This window comes from Arthrobacter pasteuri (assembly GCF_054510955.1).
In genome coordinates this window covers 1,556,550-1,570,767 of record NZ_JBTNDO010000001.1, presented here as the reverse complement: position 1 = coordinate 1,570,767, position 14,218 = coordinate 1,556,550, and the positions used below count along the sequence as shown (strand labels likewise).

Here is a 14,218-nt window from a genome sequence, read left to right as displayed (position 1 = left end):
ATGCCGCACCACGGAAATGAAGAAGAGCACCAGTCGGAGCCGGTGAGCTCACCCGACAACCGGAAGATCGACCCCGAGACGGGCGAAGTCCGTGGGCAGCAGAACGACGCCGGTGCTCCGGCCGCGGAGGAATCCGCGGCCGGAGGGCAGGCCGGGCCCGCCGGTGATGCCTCCGAGGGCGATGCCCTGGCGCAGGCCGAGGCCATCCTGAACGAGGCCGGCGCCGACGGCGGGACGGACCCTACGGTGGACGTCGTCGCGGAACTCCGCAACGACCTGCTCCGCCTGCAGGCCGAGTACGTCAACTACCGGCGGCGCGTCGAGCGTGACCGCGATGTCGCACGGGACCAGGCCGTCATCGGCGTCATCAACTCGCTGATGCCTGTCCTCGACGACATCGACGCCGCACGCCAGCACGGCGACCTGGCTGAGGGCCCGTTCGCGGCGATCGCGGGCAAGCTCGAAAACGTCCTCAAGACGTATGAGCTCACCCGCATCGACGAGGTCGGTGTCGCGTTCGACCCGAACATCCACGAAGCGCTCATCCAGCAGCCGAGCGCGGACGTCCAGGCCGACAGCGTCAGCCAGATCCTCCGCGCCGGCTACCGCAAGGGCGAGCGCGTCCTCCGGGCCGCGCAAGTGATCGTGGCGGTTCCGGAGTAATCAGCGCCATGAGAGCCGGGGCAGCCCCCGAACGGCGGCAACCGAATTCCTGCGGGCCTGGTGGCCCTCGGAATATTGAAACCGCCTTCCTCGGGGACTGCCCCGGCTCCCGCCGATTACTCACCCCTTTATTCGAAGATCTACGAAAGGAGACGCCAATTGGCTAGTCAGGATTGGGTCGAGAAGGATTTCTACAAGATCCTGGGTGTCTCCAAAGATGCGTCCGACGCAGACATCAAGAAGTCGTACCGGAAGCTCGCACGCAAGTACCACCCTGACCAGAACCAGGGTGACGCGGCCTCCGAGAAGACGTTCAAGGACGTATCGGAGGCCTATTCCGTCCTGTCGGACGCCGAGCAGCGCCAGCAGTACGACGCCATCCGTGCGATGGGAGGCGGAGCACGGTTCTCCGCCGGCGGCGCAGGTGGCGGGGCCGGCGGCAGCGCCGGATTCGAGGACATCTTCGGGAACCTGTTCGGCCAGACCACGGGCACGCGCCAGCGCACCGGCTTCTCGAACGGCAACCTGCCTCCCGAATTCGCCGACCTGTTCGGCGGTGGGGGCATGGGTGGCAGCGGCTTCCCCGGCGGATTCCAGTCGACGCGTCCGCAGAAGGGCGCCGACCGCACCGCCAGCACGTCCATCTCGTTCGCCGGGTCCATCAACGGGACCACGATCGGTCTCCGCGAGCCCTCGGGCGAGCAGATCGACGTGCGCATCCCTGCCGGCATCCGGGATGGGCAGAAAGTGCGTGTCAAGGGCAAGGGACAACCCGGCCAGGCCGGACCGGGCGACCTCATGGTCACAGTCAACGTGAAGGACCACCCGCTCTTCACGCGCGACGGCGACAACGTCCGCGTGCACGTGCCCGTCAGCTTTCCCGAGGCGGCGCTCGGCGCGCAGATCGACGTGCCCACCCTCACCGGTGAGATGGTGAAGATGAGGATCCCCGCCGGAACACCGTCCGGAAGGACCCTCCGGCTCAAGGGCCGGGGCGTCAAGACCGCAAAGGCGACGGGCGATCTCCTGGTGACCGTCGACGTCGTCGTCCCGCAGAATCTGTCGAAGGAAGCCGAAGCCGCCGTCGAGGCGTTCCGGGACGCGACGAAGGACGCCGATCCGCGTGCAGGCCTCGCTGCGAAGGCGCGGCTGTAACAGTACATTCGAGCAACCGCCGGGAGCACCGGCAGCGGAAGGAGGCATGCAATGGACCACACGGTACCCATCTACGTCATCTCCGTGGCCGCCGAGCTCGCCGACATGCACCCGCAGACGCTCCGGCAGTACGACCGGCTGGGCCTGGTGACGCCCAGCCGGGCACCGGGCCGCGCCCGGCGCTACTCGCAGAAGGACGTCAGCACGCTGCGCGAGATCCAGAGGCTGTCGCAGGAAGGGGTGTCGCTCGAGGGCATCCGACGCATCCTCGAACTGGAGAACCAGGTGTCGGCGCTGCAGTCGCGCATCACCGAGCTGTCCTCCGAACTGGCTGCGCGCCGGATCCAGGCCGAATCCAGCAGGATCTTCGCCGCCGGGCTCGCCGGTGACGTGGTCACGCTGGCCCGCGGACAGCGTCCGCGCCCGCGCAGCCAGGCGCTCGTCGTGTGGCGACCGGACGCGGCCCGCACGGCGCGCTAGGACGTCGGCCCCTGGTGGAATTTGTCAGGGGACGCGCGCAGACTGGTCAGATGGAATCCACCCCGGAGATGCGCCATGTTTGAAGTTTTCGTCGAGGCCCTGATGATCGGTGCCGGCGTGCTCACCGCGCTGGGCGCAGGCACCGGCGTGGCCGGCTGGCTGGTCGTCCGCAAGGTCAAGCGGTCGAGGATCATCGAGCGCACGAAGGACCGGGGCCTCCTCGCCGCACGCGCCTATGCCCCGGACCGGCTCACCCGGGAGCCCGCCCGGCTCATCGGCGAGCTCAAGCGCTCCTCCCGCGCGACACAGCTGGCCCTGGTCGAAGCGACGGCACAGGGCCGTCCCGTCGGGGACCTTCCGCGCGCCGCCGCGGAGATCGATCAGGCAGCGGCATCACTGGACAACCTCCTGCGGGCCGCGGACCGCGAGCCCAACCGGGCGCTGAAGCAGGAGTGGACCGCGGACCTCGCCGCGCAGGCCCATGCCCTCGACGAGCTCTCGGCCGACCTGCGCCGTTGCCTCCTCCAGACGTCGCGTTCCATCGATACGCTCCAGCTCGAGCAGGCCACCCATCGCCTGCGCACGGAGATCTCCGCTATGACCACCTGGCGGGACAGCTACGGGAACCGGAAGTCCTGGTAACCGGTTCCACCAGGTAGCCTCAATCCAACCAGTCCCCGGGGAGTCCGACGTGTCGATCAGACGCCGTATCACGCGCATCGTGCAGGCCAACCGCTCCGCCACGGCGGAGTCCAGGCAGGAACCGAGCGTCCAGGCGCAGGACGCGCAGCTGGCGCAACGCAGGCTGCTCGACCAGGCGCGGCGCGGGGCGGCCGATGTCGCAGCACATCACCACCGCGTAGGGCTCGCCGCCAACGATGCCGCCGACTACCTCAACAGGGTCGAAGCGGCGGCAGCGGCCGCGGTGCAGCGCGGTGACGACGACGCCGCCCGGGCGGCGATCCGCGAGTCGATGACGGCACGACGACGCCTGGAGACACTCACCAGGCAGCTGCACGAAGCGGAGCAGCAGGCCCGCCGGCTCCATGACGACGTGCAGCGGCTGGAGGAGCGCGTGAGGCAGAACGCCATGGACTACGACGCCCTGCGCGCCCGCCGTGCGGCAGCCCAGGCGGCCATCGGCGTCCACGACGCGCTTGCCTCCTCGTCGCGGGAGGCTGCGGCGATCGACGCCGCGCGCCGCAGCGCCGAACTCGAGGTACGGCGCTTCGAGGCGCAGGCCCAGGCCCGCGAGGAGCTGTCGTGGACCGACCCGTCATCACCGCGACTCCAGCAGGCCTTCGAGGAGCTCGAAGCCGAGGCGGCCGCCCAGCAGGAGCTCGAGGACCTCAAGCGGAGGAACTCCCGAGGCTATCCTCCAGGGCAGCACTGAGGGCCCGGAGGACCGCGTAGTCGACGTCCTCCTCCCGCCGGAGCCGGATGCGCCACGCGAAAGGATCACTGGTGCGGACCGGTTCGAGCCCCGGCAGATCCGGTACCGCCAGGCGGAAGAACAGGTCCACCGCGGTCCTGGTGCTGGGTGTGACCTGCGCGAACTTCCGGCGCGACGTCTGCAGTGACACGTAGGTCTTGCGCATCTGGATGACGGCCCCGGGGGTCTCGGCGGCCCACAGGAGAATCCGGTCCGCGATGGGTTTCAGGAGCGGCCGGTCCGCGTACTGGCCGTCGTAGAGTTCGTCGGCGGACTGGAGGAAGAACTCCGGGAGCCCGAAGACCTCCCAGTCGACGCTCATCAGGTTGTACCCGGTGACGCCCTGGTCCTTCAGCCAGCGGGACAGCTCGTCGCGGCCGGTGATTCCCGCCTCGCGTGCAGCGGCCGCCCATTCCGCAGGTGTCCGGCCCGTCGTACGCAGGAGACGCGCAGCATTCGCGTCCACCATCGGCTGCCAGCTCCGCATCTCGCTCATGTCCCCACTGTAGTGGCGCTCGCTCGCGGCCCTGGGCGCTACCGGGATGCGAAGCGCGGAGAAGCCCGGGAGGGCGTTGCTACACTCGGGCGATGACAGAGCTGAGCGGGTCCCACGTCCTCGTCGTCGGTGCTACCGGAGTCCTCGGCGCGGAGCTGTCGCGTCAGCTGGCAGCACAGGGTGCCCAGCTCACCCTGTCCGGCCGGTCCGAGGAGAAGCTCGCGCAGCTCGCGGAGGAACTCGGCGACGCCGTCGTCGGTCGCGCTGCCGCCGACCTGGGGAAGCTGACCGGTCCTGCGGACATCGCCGCCGCCGTCTACGGACGCGAGCTCGACGGGGTCGTCTTCGCGTCCGGGGTCGTCGCTTTCGGTCCCGCCGTCGAGGTGGACGACGACACCCTCGACGAACTCGTGCTCGTCAACCTCCTCGGCTACATGCGGCTCATGCGGGACGTCGCGCCGAAGCTGGGCAAGGACTCGTTCGTGGCCCAGATCAGCGCCGTCGTCGCCGAGAGCCCGACGGCGGGTATGGCCGCCTACTCGGCCACCAAGGCCGGTCTCAGTGCCTACGGCAAGGCGCTGACGTTGGAACTCCGGAAGCAGGGTGTCCGCGTGCTCGATGCCCGGCCGCCACACACCGAGACCGGCCTGGCCACGAGGCCCATCGCCGGGGAGGCGCCGAAGCTCCCGCAGGGCAAGGACCCGGTGGCAGTCGCCGGCCGCATCGTCACCGCTATCCGGGAAGGCGAGAGGGACCTGCCGTCGTCGGCGTTCTGACACGCGGCTTCCTGGGCCAGATCGGCTGACAGCCCAGATCAGGTCGATCGCGAACCAGGCCCAGGACCGGGTAGATGCCCAGGGGCGTGCACGGGCGTGCACGGGCGTGCACGGGCGGATTCTTGCGGACTTCTGGTCGAAATCCCTGCGAAACGAGCCGTCGTTAGGGTCGGCGGATCGACGACGCACGGAGGGCATCATGAGCGACAGTTTCGGTCGGGACGCAGCGGAGACCCTGTTGAGGGGCCTTGGCAGGCGCAGGTTCATGGGGGCGGTCGCCGCACTGGGGACACTGACGGCAGCGACCGCGTGTACCAGCCCGCAGTCGGCGGCTACCAGCGATACCGGAAGTTCCCCGGCGACGGGGCCATCGGCAGGAGCGTCCGGCGCCCCGGTACTTCATCGTCCAGCGGGTTCGGCGAGATCCTGCAACCGAACAGCGGCACCATCAAGGGCGATGCGTACCTGGCCTCGACCCCCGGGGATGTGCTCTGGGGGTATGTGCCCACCGTGCATGCCGCTCCCGTGCTGTCCATCCGATCGGGACAGACCGTTACGATCGACGCTCTGTCCCATGAAGGCATCCTCGAGGACCAGGGCCGGAATCCGCTGGAGTACTTCGGTGCACTCGGCGTCCCCGAGAGCAGCATCCTCGAGGACGCCGTGAGCATCGCCGCCGGGTACGACCGCACTCCACGGAACTTCGACGCCGACGGCCCGCACATCGTGACCGGACCGGTCGCGGTCGAAGGCGCGGAGCCAGGGGACGTGTTGAAGATCGAGACCCTCGAAGCCGTACCGCGCGTGCCGTACGGCGTCGTCTCCAGCAGGCACGGGAAGGGCGGGCTCGCCGTGCAGCCGGACGTCCAGCCGCCGGCGGGCATCAGCCTCGAGGAAATCATGCCACCCGTTGACACCGACAATCGGGCCTCCGGCATCCCCTCGGACTACGGAAACGTCTCCGTGTTCACCGCCATCGAGGACGGCAAGGGAGTGATGACCAGCGGGGACATGACGGTCAGGTTCCCGCTGCGTCCTTTCCTGGGGATGATGGGCGTGGCCTTCGCCGAAGCGGACGGACTGACGTCGCCCGAGGCCAACTCCGTTCCTCCCACGCTCGGAGGCGGCAATATCGACATACGCCACCTCGGTGTGGGGTCCACCTTCTACCTGCCGGTGAAGGCGGACGGCGCACTGTTCTACGTCGGCGACCCGCATATGGGGATGGGCGACGGGGAGGTGGCCCTCACCGCGATGGAAGGATCACTGCGCGGCACGTTCCGGCTCACCGTGTGCAAGCCCGGGTCCGGCGATGCCCCCTCGGTGGCCTACACGTACCCCTTCGGCGAGACCGCCGAGGCCTGGATACCGATCGGGCTATCCGATCCCGACGGTCTCGCCGGAGGTGGAGTGAGTGGGGACCTGAATGTGGCCATGCGACGAGCCGTCGTCAACGCCCTGGACTTCCTGCAGAACGATCGGGGGATGGAGCGAGCCATTGCTTACGCCTATCTCTCTGCGGCGGCCGACTTCGCCGTGTCGCAGGTGGTCGACCGGACCGTCGGAGTCCACGGGCTCATCCGGAAGGCGGATTTCGACTAGCAGTGCGTCCGGTGGAGCGGCCCAGGTGCAGGACGTGCTGCACGACGATGCACGGGACGCACAGGTCCATGGCTCAGTGCTGGTCCGCTCTGATGGCGCGGTCACGGCCCCGCCTCTTGGCGGTGTAGAGGGCGGCGTCGGCAGCGGCGATGGCGTCGGTGATCCGGTCCGGCCCCGGCGCCAGGGCCGCTATTCCGTAGCTGATGGTGGGCAGGGGGAAATCGAAGCCGGGCTGGCTCGTGCGCAGGATGCTGCTGATGGCGTCGGTGACCGCCTCTGCACTGTCCATTCCTGCTCCGGGGAGCAGGAGGATGAACTCCTCCCCGCCGTAGCGCCCCACCAGATCCGTGGATCGCACCGATCGGATGCAGGCTGCTGCGACCGCCTGGAGCACAGCGTCTCCTGCGGGATGCCCGTGCGTGTCGTTGACCTGTTTGAAGTGGTCCATGTCGGCCAGGACCAGGGTGCAGGGCGTGTTCCTGGTGGGGAGGCGGCCAATCTCGGATCGTGCCAGCTCGAGGAACCCCCGGCGGTTCAGGATCTGGGTCAGTTCGTCATGGCTGGCTTGCGCCCGTAGTTCCCTGAGGGCCTGTTCGTTGCTGAGCGTCGCCATGGTGAAGGACACCACGATCAGCAGGACCATCGTGAAGAGCGTGGTGGGGATGGTGCCGAAGTAGGACTGGAAGACCGGTGAGGAAGGGCCGGCAGTCAGGAAGGCAACCCACCGGCAGAGGTAGTACAGCCCCAGGGCGCCGGAAGCGACCGCCAGGGGGCGTTGCGTGGTGGTCGTGTTCGGGTCCAGCCGCCATATCTCGGTGGCGGCCAGGCCGATGAAGACCGTCATGAAGGCCAGCAGGAAACCCCCACCGGACCAGGTATTTGTCGAGGGGCTGTCGAAGGCTGACGCGACAACCGTGATGACCGGCGCGAGCAGAATCTGCCATGGTCCGGGTGCAGTCCCCCGGAGGGCCCGTGCGCCGCCCCATACGCACGCGGAGCCTGCCACCAGCAGGGCGTTGCCGGCCGGGTTGGCCCACACCTGATGGAGGGTGCCGTCGAACAGATAGAGACCGGTCCCGGTGAGGAAGCAGGCGATCGCCGCGCACCACCACCTGCTATAGGTCGAGTGGCTGCGCCGTACGCCGACCCCGTAGAACAGGACCAGCAGGGTCAGCGCGATCACCCCGAACGCAACCTGCAGTGTCGTAACGTCCAGCCTCATGCAGCTCCTACCATCGCGCTTCCCCGTTGATCACCAGGTTCACCCCGCCTCATTCGTCCCTAGCGAAGTCGCGTGCTGTACCAGCGCATTCTTCCATGGGCAGCAGGATTCGCCGTGACCCTTGCGGGAGTCCGCATTCCATGATGCAGGGAACGGCGTGCGATGGGTGCCGCTGCGCCATGGCCGGCCTGTATCCGATGGCTGTGTGCGATGCCGGGCGGCACCTGGACTCACGCGAAATCCTGCACTTTCCTCCAGCCCGGATCGAGGGCGTGCCTGGCGGTGAGGGAACGGCGGCCGCGAGCGGCGGCGTCGAAGACGTCCCGCCCGTTCTGGTCCTCCGAGTCCGAGTAGAAGTGGAACGTGCGGGCGCCCTTCGAGGTCTCGGCGGCCACGAGCATGCCGCGCTGCCCGAGGGAATGCACCAGCCCGTTCTCAAGATCGTCCAACTCCTCCAGGGCCGCTGGTCGCGGCAGTCCCTGCTCATCGGCGTCGAACACGACGCGCAGGGCCGTGTGGAGGTCGAAGCGCGGATGGTCGATCCAGCGCAGCGGCCGCAGCACGCGCACCAGGATCGGATGCCCGGAGCCCAGCTTCCCCTCCATCAGGAGCCAACCCGGCTCGGGTGCGGTGCGGGCCAGCTCGGCCACCCGAGCGGGCAGGTCCGCCGCCGGAATGCTGTCCACGACGTCGTGGACGATGCAGTCCACGCGGCGGACCCAGCGCTCGACGTCGTCCTCTCCCAGGAGCCATTCGAGCATCAGCACGCAGAGGCCATGCTCGTCGTCCCACTGGCCGGTGAAACCGGGGTTGTGGACGGACACGATGACACCGTCACCGGCCCGGGTCAGGGACGTGTGGATCCGGGTACGGCGCAGGTCGAAGGCCCTGCCGCGGTAGGTGATGGTGGACTCCAGCATGTCCGGTCTGGCGCTGCGGGCGGGAACGAACTCCCACCGCCTGCTAGCCGGGGGCGATGCCCGGTACCAGCGTTCCGCCACGGGGCGCAGCGAAGGATTCCCGCCGCTCGAGACGCAGAGGGTGTGCTCCGCCTCGGTGCCCGTCCGCGTCTCCCATTCCAGGCCGCGGGCGATCGCCTTGACCCGGGTGGTCATCACACCGACATACGCGTCGAAGTCACCGGCGCGCGTCGCGGTGGTCAGCAGGTCCTCGCCGTCGTCGGCCCACCACTGCCAGAAGTCCGCAATGGGGTCCCGGCCGGTTCCCCGGCCGATTCCCCGGCCCGCGGCGGCCCGGCGCCTGAAAATACCCATGGTCCTGCGTTCTCCTGGTGCCCGCGTCCCGGATCGTCCGGTCGCTCCGACTCCAGTGAATCTACCCGGACGGAGCCGGGACGGGCGACCGTCGGCAGGCGCGCGGGGGAGTGCGGTCAGGCGGTCCGGCGGGCCGGAGGGGTGCTGCCGGGCGCTCCGCGCAACCCGACGAGGGCGAGGAGACCGGCCGCCACGGCCAGCGCGCCGGTGAACGCGGCGACCCCCGGCCAGCCGGACTGGCCGAAGAACAGGCCGCCCAGCCAGCCGAGGAGGCTCGACCCGGCGTAGTACGCGAAGTTGTAGAGCCCCGACGCCTGGGCACGTCCGGTGCTCGCAAGGACGGGTGTCCAGCCGGAGGCGACGGAATGGGCGGCGAAGAAGCCGCCCGTGAAGATGACGAGGCCGAGGATCACCAGGGGAATGGACCCCGAGAGGGTTATCGCGAGCCCGGCCAGGATCACGGGAACCGCCGCGAGGAGGACGGGAAGGCGCCCGAACCGGACGCTCAGGCTTCCGGCCATCCGCGAGGTCACCGTGCCCGAGAGGTAGGCGAGGAACAGCAGGCTCACCAGGGATGCAGGCAGGAGGAACGGCGGTGCCTCGAGGTGGAATCCGAGGTAGTTGTAGACCGCGACGAACCCTCCCATGAGAAGGAACCCCTGCGCGTAGACGGCCAGGAGCCGGGGGGAGCGCAGATTGGCGGCGACACGTCGGAGGAGTGACGGGCCCTGCCCCCGGACGAGGGGCTGGAAGCCTCGCGGCCGGGGAGCGAGCAGGACGAAGGCCACGGCGGCGCCTCCCGCCATGATGCTGACGCTGAGCACGCCCACCCGCCACCCGAGCAGATCCCCGACGGGCCCGGCCACGATGCGCCCGGCGAGTCCGCCGAGCGTCGTGCCGGCGATGTAGGTGCCGGCGGCCACGGCGGCGTGGAGCTTCTGCACTTCCTCGTGCAGGTACACGAGCGCTGTGGCGGGGACACCGCCGAGCGCCACGCCCTCGAGGAAGCGGAGGGCGATCAGCACGCCGAAGGTGGGTGCCAGGGCGGCGAGGAAACCGAGGACGACGGCGGCGCCGATGGCCCATGTCATCGTTCGCCGGCGCCCGGCGCGGTCCGCGACGGCGGACCACGGAAGAACGGCGAGCGCCAGGCCCAGCGTCGCCGCGGAGACCGAGAGTGCCGCCTCCGCGGGCGAGACCCCGAATTCGGTTGCGAGCCCGGTCAGTACTCCCTGCAGCGAATACAACTGGGCGAAGGTCGCCAGCCCGACGAACAGCAGGGCGAGCAGGACCCGCCGGTAGGCGGGCGAACCCTTCGGGTGGCCCGGCCAGGGGGCGGCGGTCATGGGGTTGCCCCCTGGCCGGACGCCGCACGGGTCCAACGTCCCATGCCGCGCGCTCAGCGGCGGCGGTAGGTGAGGTCGAAGACCATCCGCCCGGCCTTGATCGCCTTGTTCTCGAAACTCGTGAGGGTGCGGCCCTCGAAGCGGGGAGCCCACCCACCGAGCTCGTCGACGCCCTCGTTGACGCCCGTGTTGCCGGTGCTCACCGGGTCGCGGCCCTCGCGCACCGGGGCGCCGCCCACCACGGACTCCACCCCGCTCTCCCACACCTGGGTGAGGGGGCTGTCAGCACCGGAGCGCTCGCCGTCGTGCAGGTTCTCGAAGTGCCCGCTCGCGTCCAGGACGGCGCGCATCTGCACCGCGTAGCTGGACCAGTCCGTGGCGAGGCGGAAGACGCCACCGGGCTCGATGACCCGGGCGGCGCGGTCCACGTAGTCCTCCTTGACGAGCCTGCGCTTGTGGTGGCGTGCCTTGTGCCAGGGATCGGGGAAGAACGTCCAGAGCTCGGCGACGGACGACGCGGGAATCATGCCTGCGAAGGCCTCTGCCGCGTTCACCTGTGCGGTCCGCACGTTGGTCAGGTTCTTCTGGCTGATGCGCAGCATGGTCTGGGCGAGACCCGGACGGTAGACCTCCAGGGCGAGGTAGTCGCGGTCCGGATCGAGTTCGGCCGCATGCGTGATGGCCTCGCCGAGTCCCGAGCCGACCTCGACGACGAGGGGCGCGGAACGCCCGAACGCCGCTTCGATGTCGAGCACGAAGCCGGGGGCCACCGAGGTGTCGGCGTTCTCCACCCGCGGCACGTCGATTAGGAAGGCTTCCGCGAGTTCGTCCCAGGCCTCACGGCGCCTGCCCTGGAGGCGCGAACCCCGCCGGACGAAGGAAACGGGCTGGGTGCGGTGCGGCTGGTCGGGGGTCTGTGCTTGTGGCTCCATCACCCCCAAGGCTACCGGCAGAGCGGAGGAGCAGGCGCTCCAGCCCGGGCTCCACGGGCTGGACGCCAGGTGGTTGCTCCCGTGAGATGCATCCCTGATGCTGCCTGCCTAGCGCAGCCGGAACCGGCTATGCATCGATCACCAGATCGGTCCGCGCGGTGGAGCAGCAGGGCAGGAACTTGCCTGCATCGATCTCCCGTGCCCGGATCCCGCCCTGGTGGTTCATCTCGATGTCGCCGGAGAGCTTGACGACCTTGCAGGAGCCGCACATGCCTTCCTTGCAGTTCGCGCCGATCCTGACGCCTGCACGCTGGGCTGGTCCGAGGATGTGTTCGGTGGGGTCGACGCGCACATTGATGCCGGTGCGCAGGAAGGACAGGGTGAGGCTTCCCGTTCCGACCGTGTCGAAGCTCGAGACGTCGGGGGATCCGCCTTCCGCATCCGGCCCGCCCTCGGATGCTCCCGGACGAGATTCGCCCGGGTCGACGGTTTCCAGCGGCAGCCCCGTGGCCTTCAGGGTTCCGTCTGCGTCGTAGCCGGGCTCGTAGAGCCCGAACGCTGAGGGCTGGCTTTCGTAGTAGTCCTCGGCGGAGTCGGCGATCTCCTCGGCGATCTCCTCAGCGATGTCCACGGCGAGCGCGACCTCTGCCTGGTATTCGAGGATCGTCTGGCGATTTCCCGTGAAGAACTCCATGTTGATCGAGGTGTCGTCGACACCGACCTTCCGCAGGAGCTCGGCGGCGGTGTTCAGGTAACCCTCGGGGCCGCAGGTATAGACCTGGCGGCCGTTGGCATCGGGGGCGACCTCGTCGAGCATGGCGGCCGTCAGCCTCCCGCTGAGCCATTCCCATTTTTCGGGTTTACTGCGGTCGCCCAGGGCGTAGAAGACCTTGATGCGCGAGTCCACGGAGGCGATGTAGGCCAATTCCTTATGGAAGCCGAATCCTCCGGCCTCCGCTCCGTGATAGAGCACGACGACATCGGCCTGTCCGGGCAGGGAGTGGATCGTCCGCACCATCGACATGATGGGGGTGATGCCTGCGCCGGCGGCCAACAGGAGGTACCGTGCCCGGCGGTCGGCATCGGGCAGGTGGAACGCCCCGACCGGTCCGAGCATCTCGAGGACGGTGCCGGGCCGAACGTTCTCGTGCACCCACGGGGAGACCAGCCCGGTGGGGTCGCGTTTGACCGTGATGTTGAAGGTCCACGGCTGGGTGGGCGAACTGGACAGCGAGTAACTGCGGTCCACTGCATCCTGGTCCTCGCCGTTCACGGGAAAGGCGATGTTCACGTACTGACCCGCACGGAACGCGAGGGGCGCACCGTCGCAGCGGCGGAACACGAAGGTCATCATGCCGCCCACCTCGGGAACGGTCTCGACACATTCCGCCAGAAACTCCTGTGGATGCCAGGGGCCCAATGCATGGGCGGCGCGGGCGGGTCCCTCGGTGCTGCCCATGACCCTGTTCCACGGCATCTCAAGACCGCGGATGCGCTGTGGCTCCCGGATTGCCGTCTCAGTGCCGAGTTCGATCATGCCAAGTGCTCCTGCACGCGCTGCACGTACCAGTTGATGAACGCCTCGACTTGGTATTCGCTCTTCATGTACGGGCCGGGCTCGTAGGCGGGGCTACCGGCGCCCTTCTGGCACAGTTCCACGAACGCCTTGTCCTGCAGATTCGTCTGCTTCCAGGTATAGGTGAGTTTCTCCAGGTCGTAATCGACGCCTTCCACGGCGTCGTCAGCCACCAGCCAGGTGGTGCGTACCAATGTCTGATGTTCGTTGACCGGGTAGACGGCGAACGTGATGACGTGGTCCCCCTGGAAATGGAACCAGCTGTTGGGCTGCAGGTGCATCGAGCAGCGGCCGAGGCGGAAGTCCCGCAGGTCACCGAGCAGCTTCTTGGAGAGCCGGTGCCCATCGGGTGAGAACGATTCACCGTCACCGTCGAGCGATTCCCGGGAGATGCGGATGCCCGCTACGCGCGTGTCGAGCTCCTCGACGACCTCGTAGGGAAGGCCGTAGCGGCGGCAACGCTCCTCGAGCGAGGACTGCGCTTCCTTGTTGCGGTCCCACACTTCCTCGAGGTGTGCCGGGATCAGCCCCTCCGTCAGGCCCCAGGTGGGAAAGAGGGAACAGGCGAGCTCCGGGTGGCCGTCGCAGTGGTAGCACTCACGGTTGTTCTCCATGACGAGCTTCCAGTTGCCCTCTTCGATGATGTTCTGCTGGTAGGCGATTTTCGTCTTCGCCAGATCGTGGGGTGCGAGGTAGGGCTCGAAGATCTTCGAGGTCTCGTCGAAATCGGTCGGCGGTTCGGCAGCGACGCAGACGAAGATGAGTCCGGCGACCACACGGCTGTGAGCGCGCTTGAGGCCGAAGCAGCCCTTGTCGAACTTCGTTTCCCCAGGCGCCGAGGCGTGGATCAGATTGCCCTCGGGGGAGTAGGTCCACGAGTGGTAGCCGCAGACCAGGTTTCCCGTTGTCCCTGCAGGTTCGGTCAGGACGCGGGCGCCGCGGTGGCGGCACACGTTGTGCAGGACGTTCACGCCGCCGTCGTCGTTGCGCAGCACGATCAGGGAGTAGGGCCCGTAGTCGACGGTGACGTAGTCGCCCGGCTCCGGCAGCTCGGCGATGCTGGCGGCGAAGATCCAGTGCTGCCCGAAGATGGCCTGCATGTCGACGCTGAAGATCGTCGGATCGGTGTAGAAGGGGGCATCGAGCGAATATCCCACGCGCCGGAAATCGAACAGCTCGGTGATCTCTGCCAGCTGCTCGGCAGGCAACGAGGAAACGAGTTTCCCGCGTGAGTTGAGGGGCACATTCACTGGAGCAGACATGG

At 68.4% G+C, this 14,218-nt stretch carries 14 protein-coding genes; 7 read left to right on the top strand and 7 right to left on the bottom strand.

Annotated elements, in window-relative coordinates:
- The 5 genes from ACX80H_RS07345 (at position 1) to ACX80H_RS07325 (ending at position 3,691) form a co-directional block, all read left to right on the top strand.
- Positions 1 to 663: a nucleotide exchange factor GrpE gene (locus ACX80H_RS07345; RefSeq protein WP_459312175.1), complete on the top strand. Its 663-nt coding sequence runs from the start codon at positions 1 to 3 to the stop codon at positions 661 to 663.
- 159 nt (positions 664 to 822) lie between these two features.
- Entirely contained in the window at positions 823 to 1,818 is a 996-nt protein-coding gene (locus tag ACX80H_RS07340; RefSeq protein ID WP_459312174.1) for a DnaJ C-terminal domain-containing protein, read from the top strand.
- Positions 1,819 to 1,869: 51 nt separating this feature from the next.
- On the top strand, positions 1,870 to 2,298 hold the full coding sequence (locus ACX80H_RS07335; protein WP_459312172.1) for a heat shock protein transcriptional repressor HspR: 429 nt from the start codon (positions 1,870 to 1,872) through the stop codon (positions 2,296 to 2,298).
- 75 nt (positions 2,299 to 2,373) lie between these two features.
- The gene (locus ACX80H_RS07330; protein WP_459312171.1) at positions 2,374 to 2,940 is read left to right on the top strand and encodes a hypothetical protein; all 567 of its coding nucleotides are present in this window, start codon (positions 2,374 to 2,376) and stop codon (positions 2,938 to 2,940) included.
- Positions 2,941 to 2,989: 49 nt separating this feature from the next.
- A complete protein-coding gene (locus ACX80H_RS07325) occupies positions 2,990 to 3,691 on the top strand; it encodes a PspA/IM30 family protein (RefSeq protein ID WP_459312170.1) in 702 nt (233 codons plus the stop codon).
- On the opposite strand, the gene ACX80H_RS07320 is transcribed toward ACX80H_RS07325, so the two are convergent.
- On the bottom strand, positions 3,648 to 4,226 hold the full coding sequence (locus tag ACX80H_RS07320) for a DUF5655 domain-containing protein (protein ID WP_459312169.1): 579 nt from the start codon (positions 4,224 to 4,226) through the stop codon (positions 3,648 to 3,650). The genes ACX80H_RS07325 and ACX80H_RS07320 overlap by 44 nt on opposite strands.
- Positions 4,227 to 4,318: 92 nt before the next feature.
- Between ACX80H_RS07320 and ACX80H_RS07315 the strand changes: the two genes are divergently transcribed.
- The gene (locus ACX80H_RS07315) at positions 4,319 to 5,002 is read left to right on the top strand and encodes an SDR family NAD(P)-dependent oxidoreductase (RefSeq protein WP_459312168.1); all 684 of its coding nucleotides are present in this window, start codon (positions 4,319 to 4,321) and stop codon (positions 5,000 to 5,002) included.
- 309 nt (positions 5,003 to 5,311) lie between these two features.
- On the top strand, positions 5,312 to 6,604 hold the full coding sequence (locus ACX80H_RS07310; RefSeq protein ID WP_459312166.1) for an acetamidase/formamidase family protein: 1,293 nt from the start codon (positions 5,312 to 5,314) through the stop codon (positions 6,602 to 6,604).
- Between the two features lie 73 nt (positions 6,605 to 6,677).
- Here ACX80H_RS07310 and ACX80H_RS07305 read toward each other — a convergent pair whose 3' ends face one another.
- From ACX80H_RS07305 to ACX80H_RS07280, 6 genes are all read right to left on the bottom strand, one after another.
- Positions 6,678 to 7,826 (bottom strand): GGDEF domain-containing protein, encoded by a 1,149-nt coding sequence (locus tag ACX80H_RS07305; protein WP_459312165.1) that lies wholly within the window; start codon positions 7,824 to 7,826, stop codon positions 6,678 to 6,680.
- Between the two features lie 230 nt (positions 7,827 to 8,056).
- Positions 8,057 to 9,100, bottom strand: coding sequence for a DUF695 domain-containing protein (locus tag ACX80H_RS07300; protein WP_459312163.1), 1,044 nt, complete (start codon positions 9,098 to 9,100; stop codon positions 8,057 to 8,059).
- 116 nt (positions 9,101 to 9,216) lie between these two features.
- Positions 9,217 to 10,446: an MFS transporter gene (locus ACX80H_RS07295; protein WP_459312161.1), complete on the bottom strand. Its 1,230-nt coding sequence runs from the start codon at positions 10,444 to 10,446 to the stop codon at positions 9,217 to 9,219.
- A gap of 53 nt (positions 10,447 to 10,499) precedes the next feature.
- Entirely contained in the window at positions 10,500 to 11,378 is an 879-nt protein-coding gene (gene trmB, locus ACX80H_RS07290) for a tRNA (guanosine(46)-N7)-methyltransferase TrmB (RefSeq protein ID WP_459312160.1), read from the bottom strand.
- 127 nt (positions 11,379 to 11,505) lie between these two features.
- The gene (locus tag ACX80H_RS07285; RefSeq protein WP_459312158.1) at positions 11,506 to 12,915 is read right to left on the bottom strand and encodes a ferredoxin reductase; all 1,410 of its coding nucleotides are present in this window, start codon (positions 12,913 to 12,915) and stop codon (positions 11,506 to 11,508) included.
- Positions 12,912 to 14,216, bottom strand: coding sequence for an aromatic ring-hydroxylating oxygenase subunit alpha (locus ACX80H_RS07280; protein WP_459312156.1), 1,305 nt, complete (start codon positions 14,214 to 14,216; stop codon positions 12,912 to 12,914). The genes ACX80H_RS07285 and ACX80H_RS07280 overlap by 4 nt, the downstream gene beginning before the upstream one ends.
- Between the last annotated feature and the right edge of the window lie 2 nt (positions 14,217 to 14,218).

Excerpts from the sequence above, each read along its gene's own strand:
- ACX80H_RS07335 (WP_459312172.1), top strand. The coding sequence starts at position 1,870 with ATGGACCACACGGTACCCATCTACGTCATCTCCGTGGCCGCCGAGCTC.
- ACX80H_RS07305 (WP_459312165.1), bottom strand. The coding sequence starts at position 7,826 with ATGAGGCTGGACGTTACGACACTGCAGGTTGCGTTCGGGGTGATCGCG.
- ACX80H_RS07300 (WP_459312163.1), bottom strand. The coding sequence starts at position 9,100 with ATGGGTATTTTCAGGCGCCGGGCCGCCGCGGGCCGGGGAATCGGCCGG.
- ACX80H_RS07295 (WP_459312161.1), bottom strand. The coding sequence starts at position 10,446 with ATGACCGCCGCCCCCTGGCCGGGCCACCCGAAGGGTTCGCCCGCCTAC.
- ACX80H_RS07315 (WP_459312168.1), top strand. The coding sequence starts at position 4,319 with ATGACAGAGCTGAGCGGGTCCCACGTCCTCGTCGTCGGTGCTACCGGA.
- ACX80H_RS07285 (WP_459312158.1), bottom strand. The coding sequence starts at position 12,915 with ATGATCGAACTCGGCACTGAGACGGCAATCCGGGAGCCACAGCGCATC.
- ACX80H_RS07330 (WP_459312171.1), top strand. The coding sequence starts at position 2,374 with ATGTTTGAAGTTTTCGTCGAGGCCCTGATGATCGGTGCCGGCGTGCTC.
- ACX80H_RS07345 (WP_459312175.1), top strand. The coding sequence starts at position 1 with ATGCCGCACCACGGAAATGAAGAAGAGCACCAGTCGGAGCCGGTGAGC.
- ACX80H_RS07280 (WP_459312156.1), bottom strand. The coding sequence starts at position 14,216 with ATGTCTGCTCCAGTGAATGTGCCCCTCAACTCACGCGGGAAACTCGTT.
- trmB (WP_459312160.1), bottom strand. The coding sequence starts at position 11,378 with ATGGAGCCACAAGCACAGACCCCCGACCAGCCGCACCGCACCCAGCCC.
- ACX80H_RS07320 (WP_459312169.1), bottom strand. The coding sequence starts at position 4,226 with ATGAGCGAGATGCGGAGCTGGCAGCCGATGGTGGACGCGAATGCTGCG.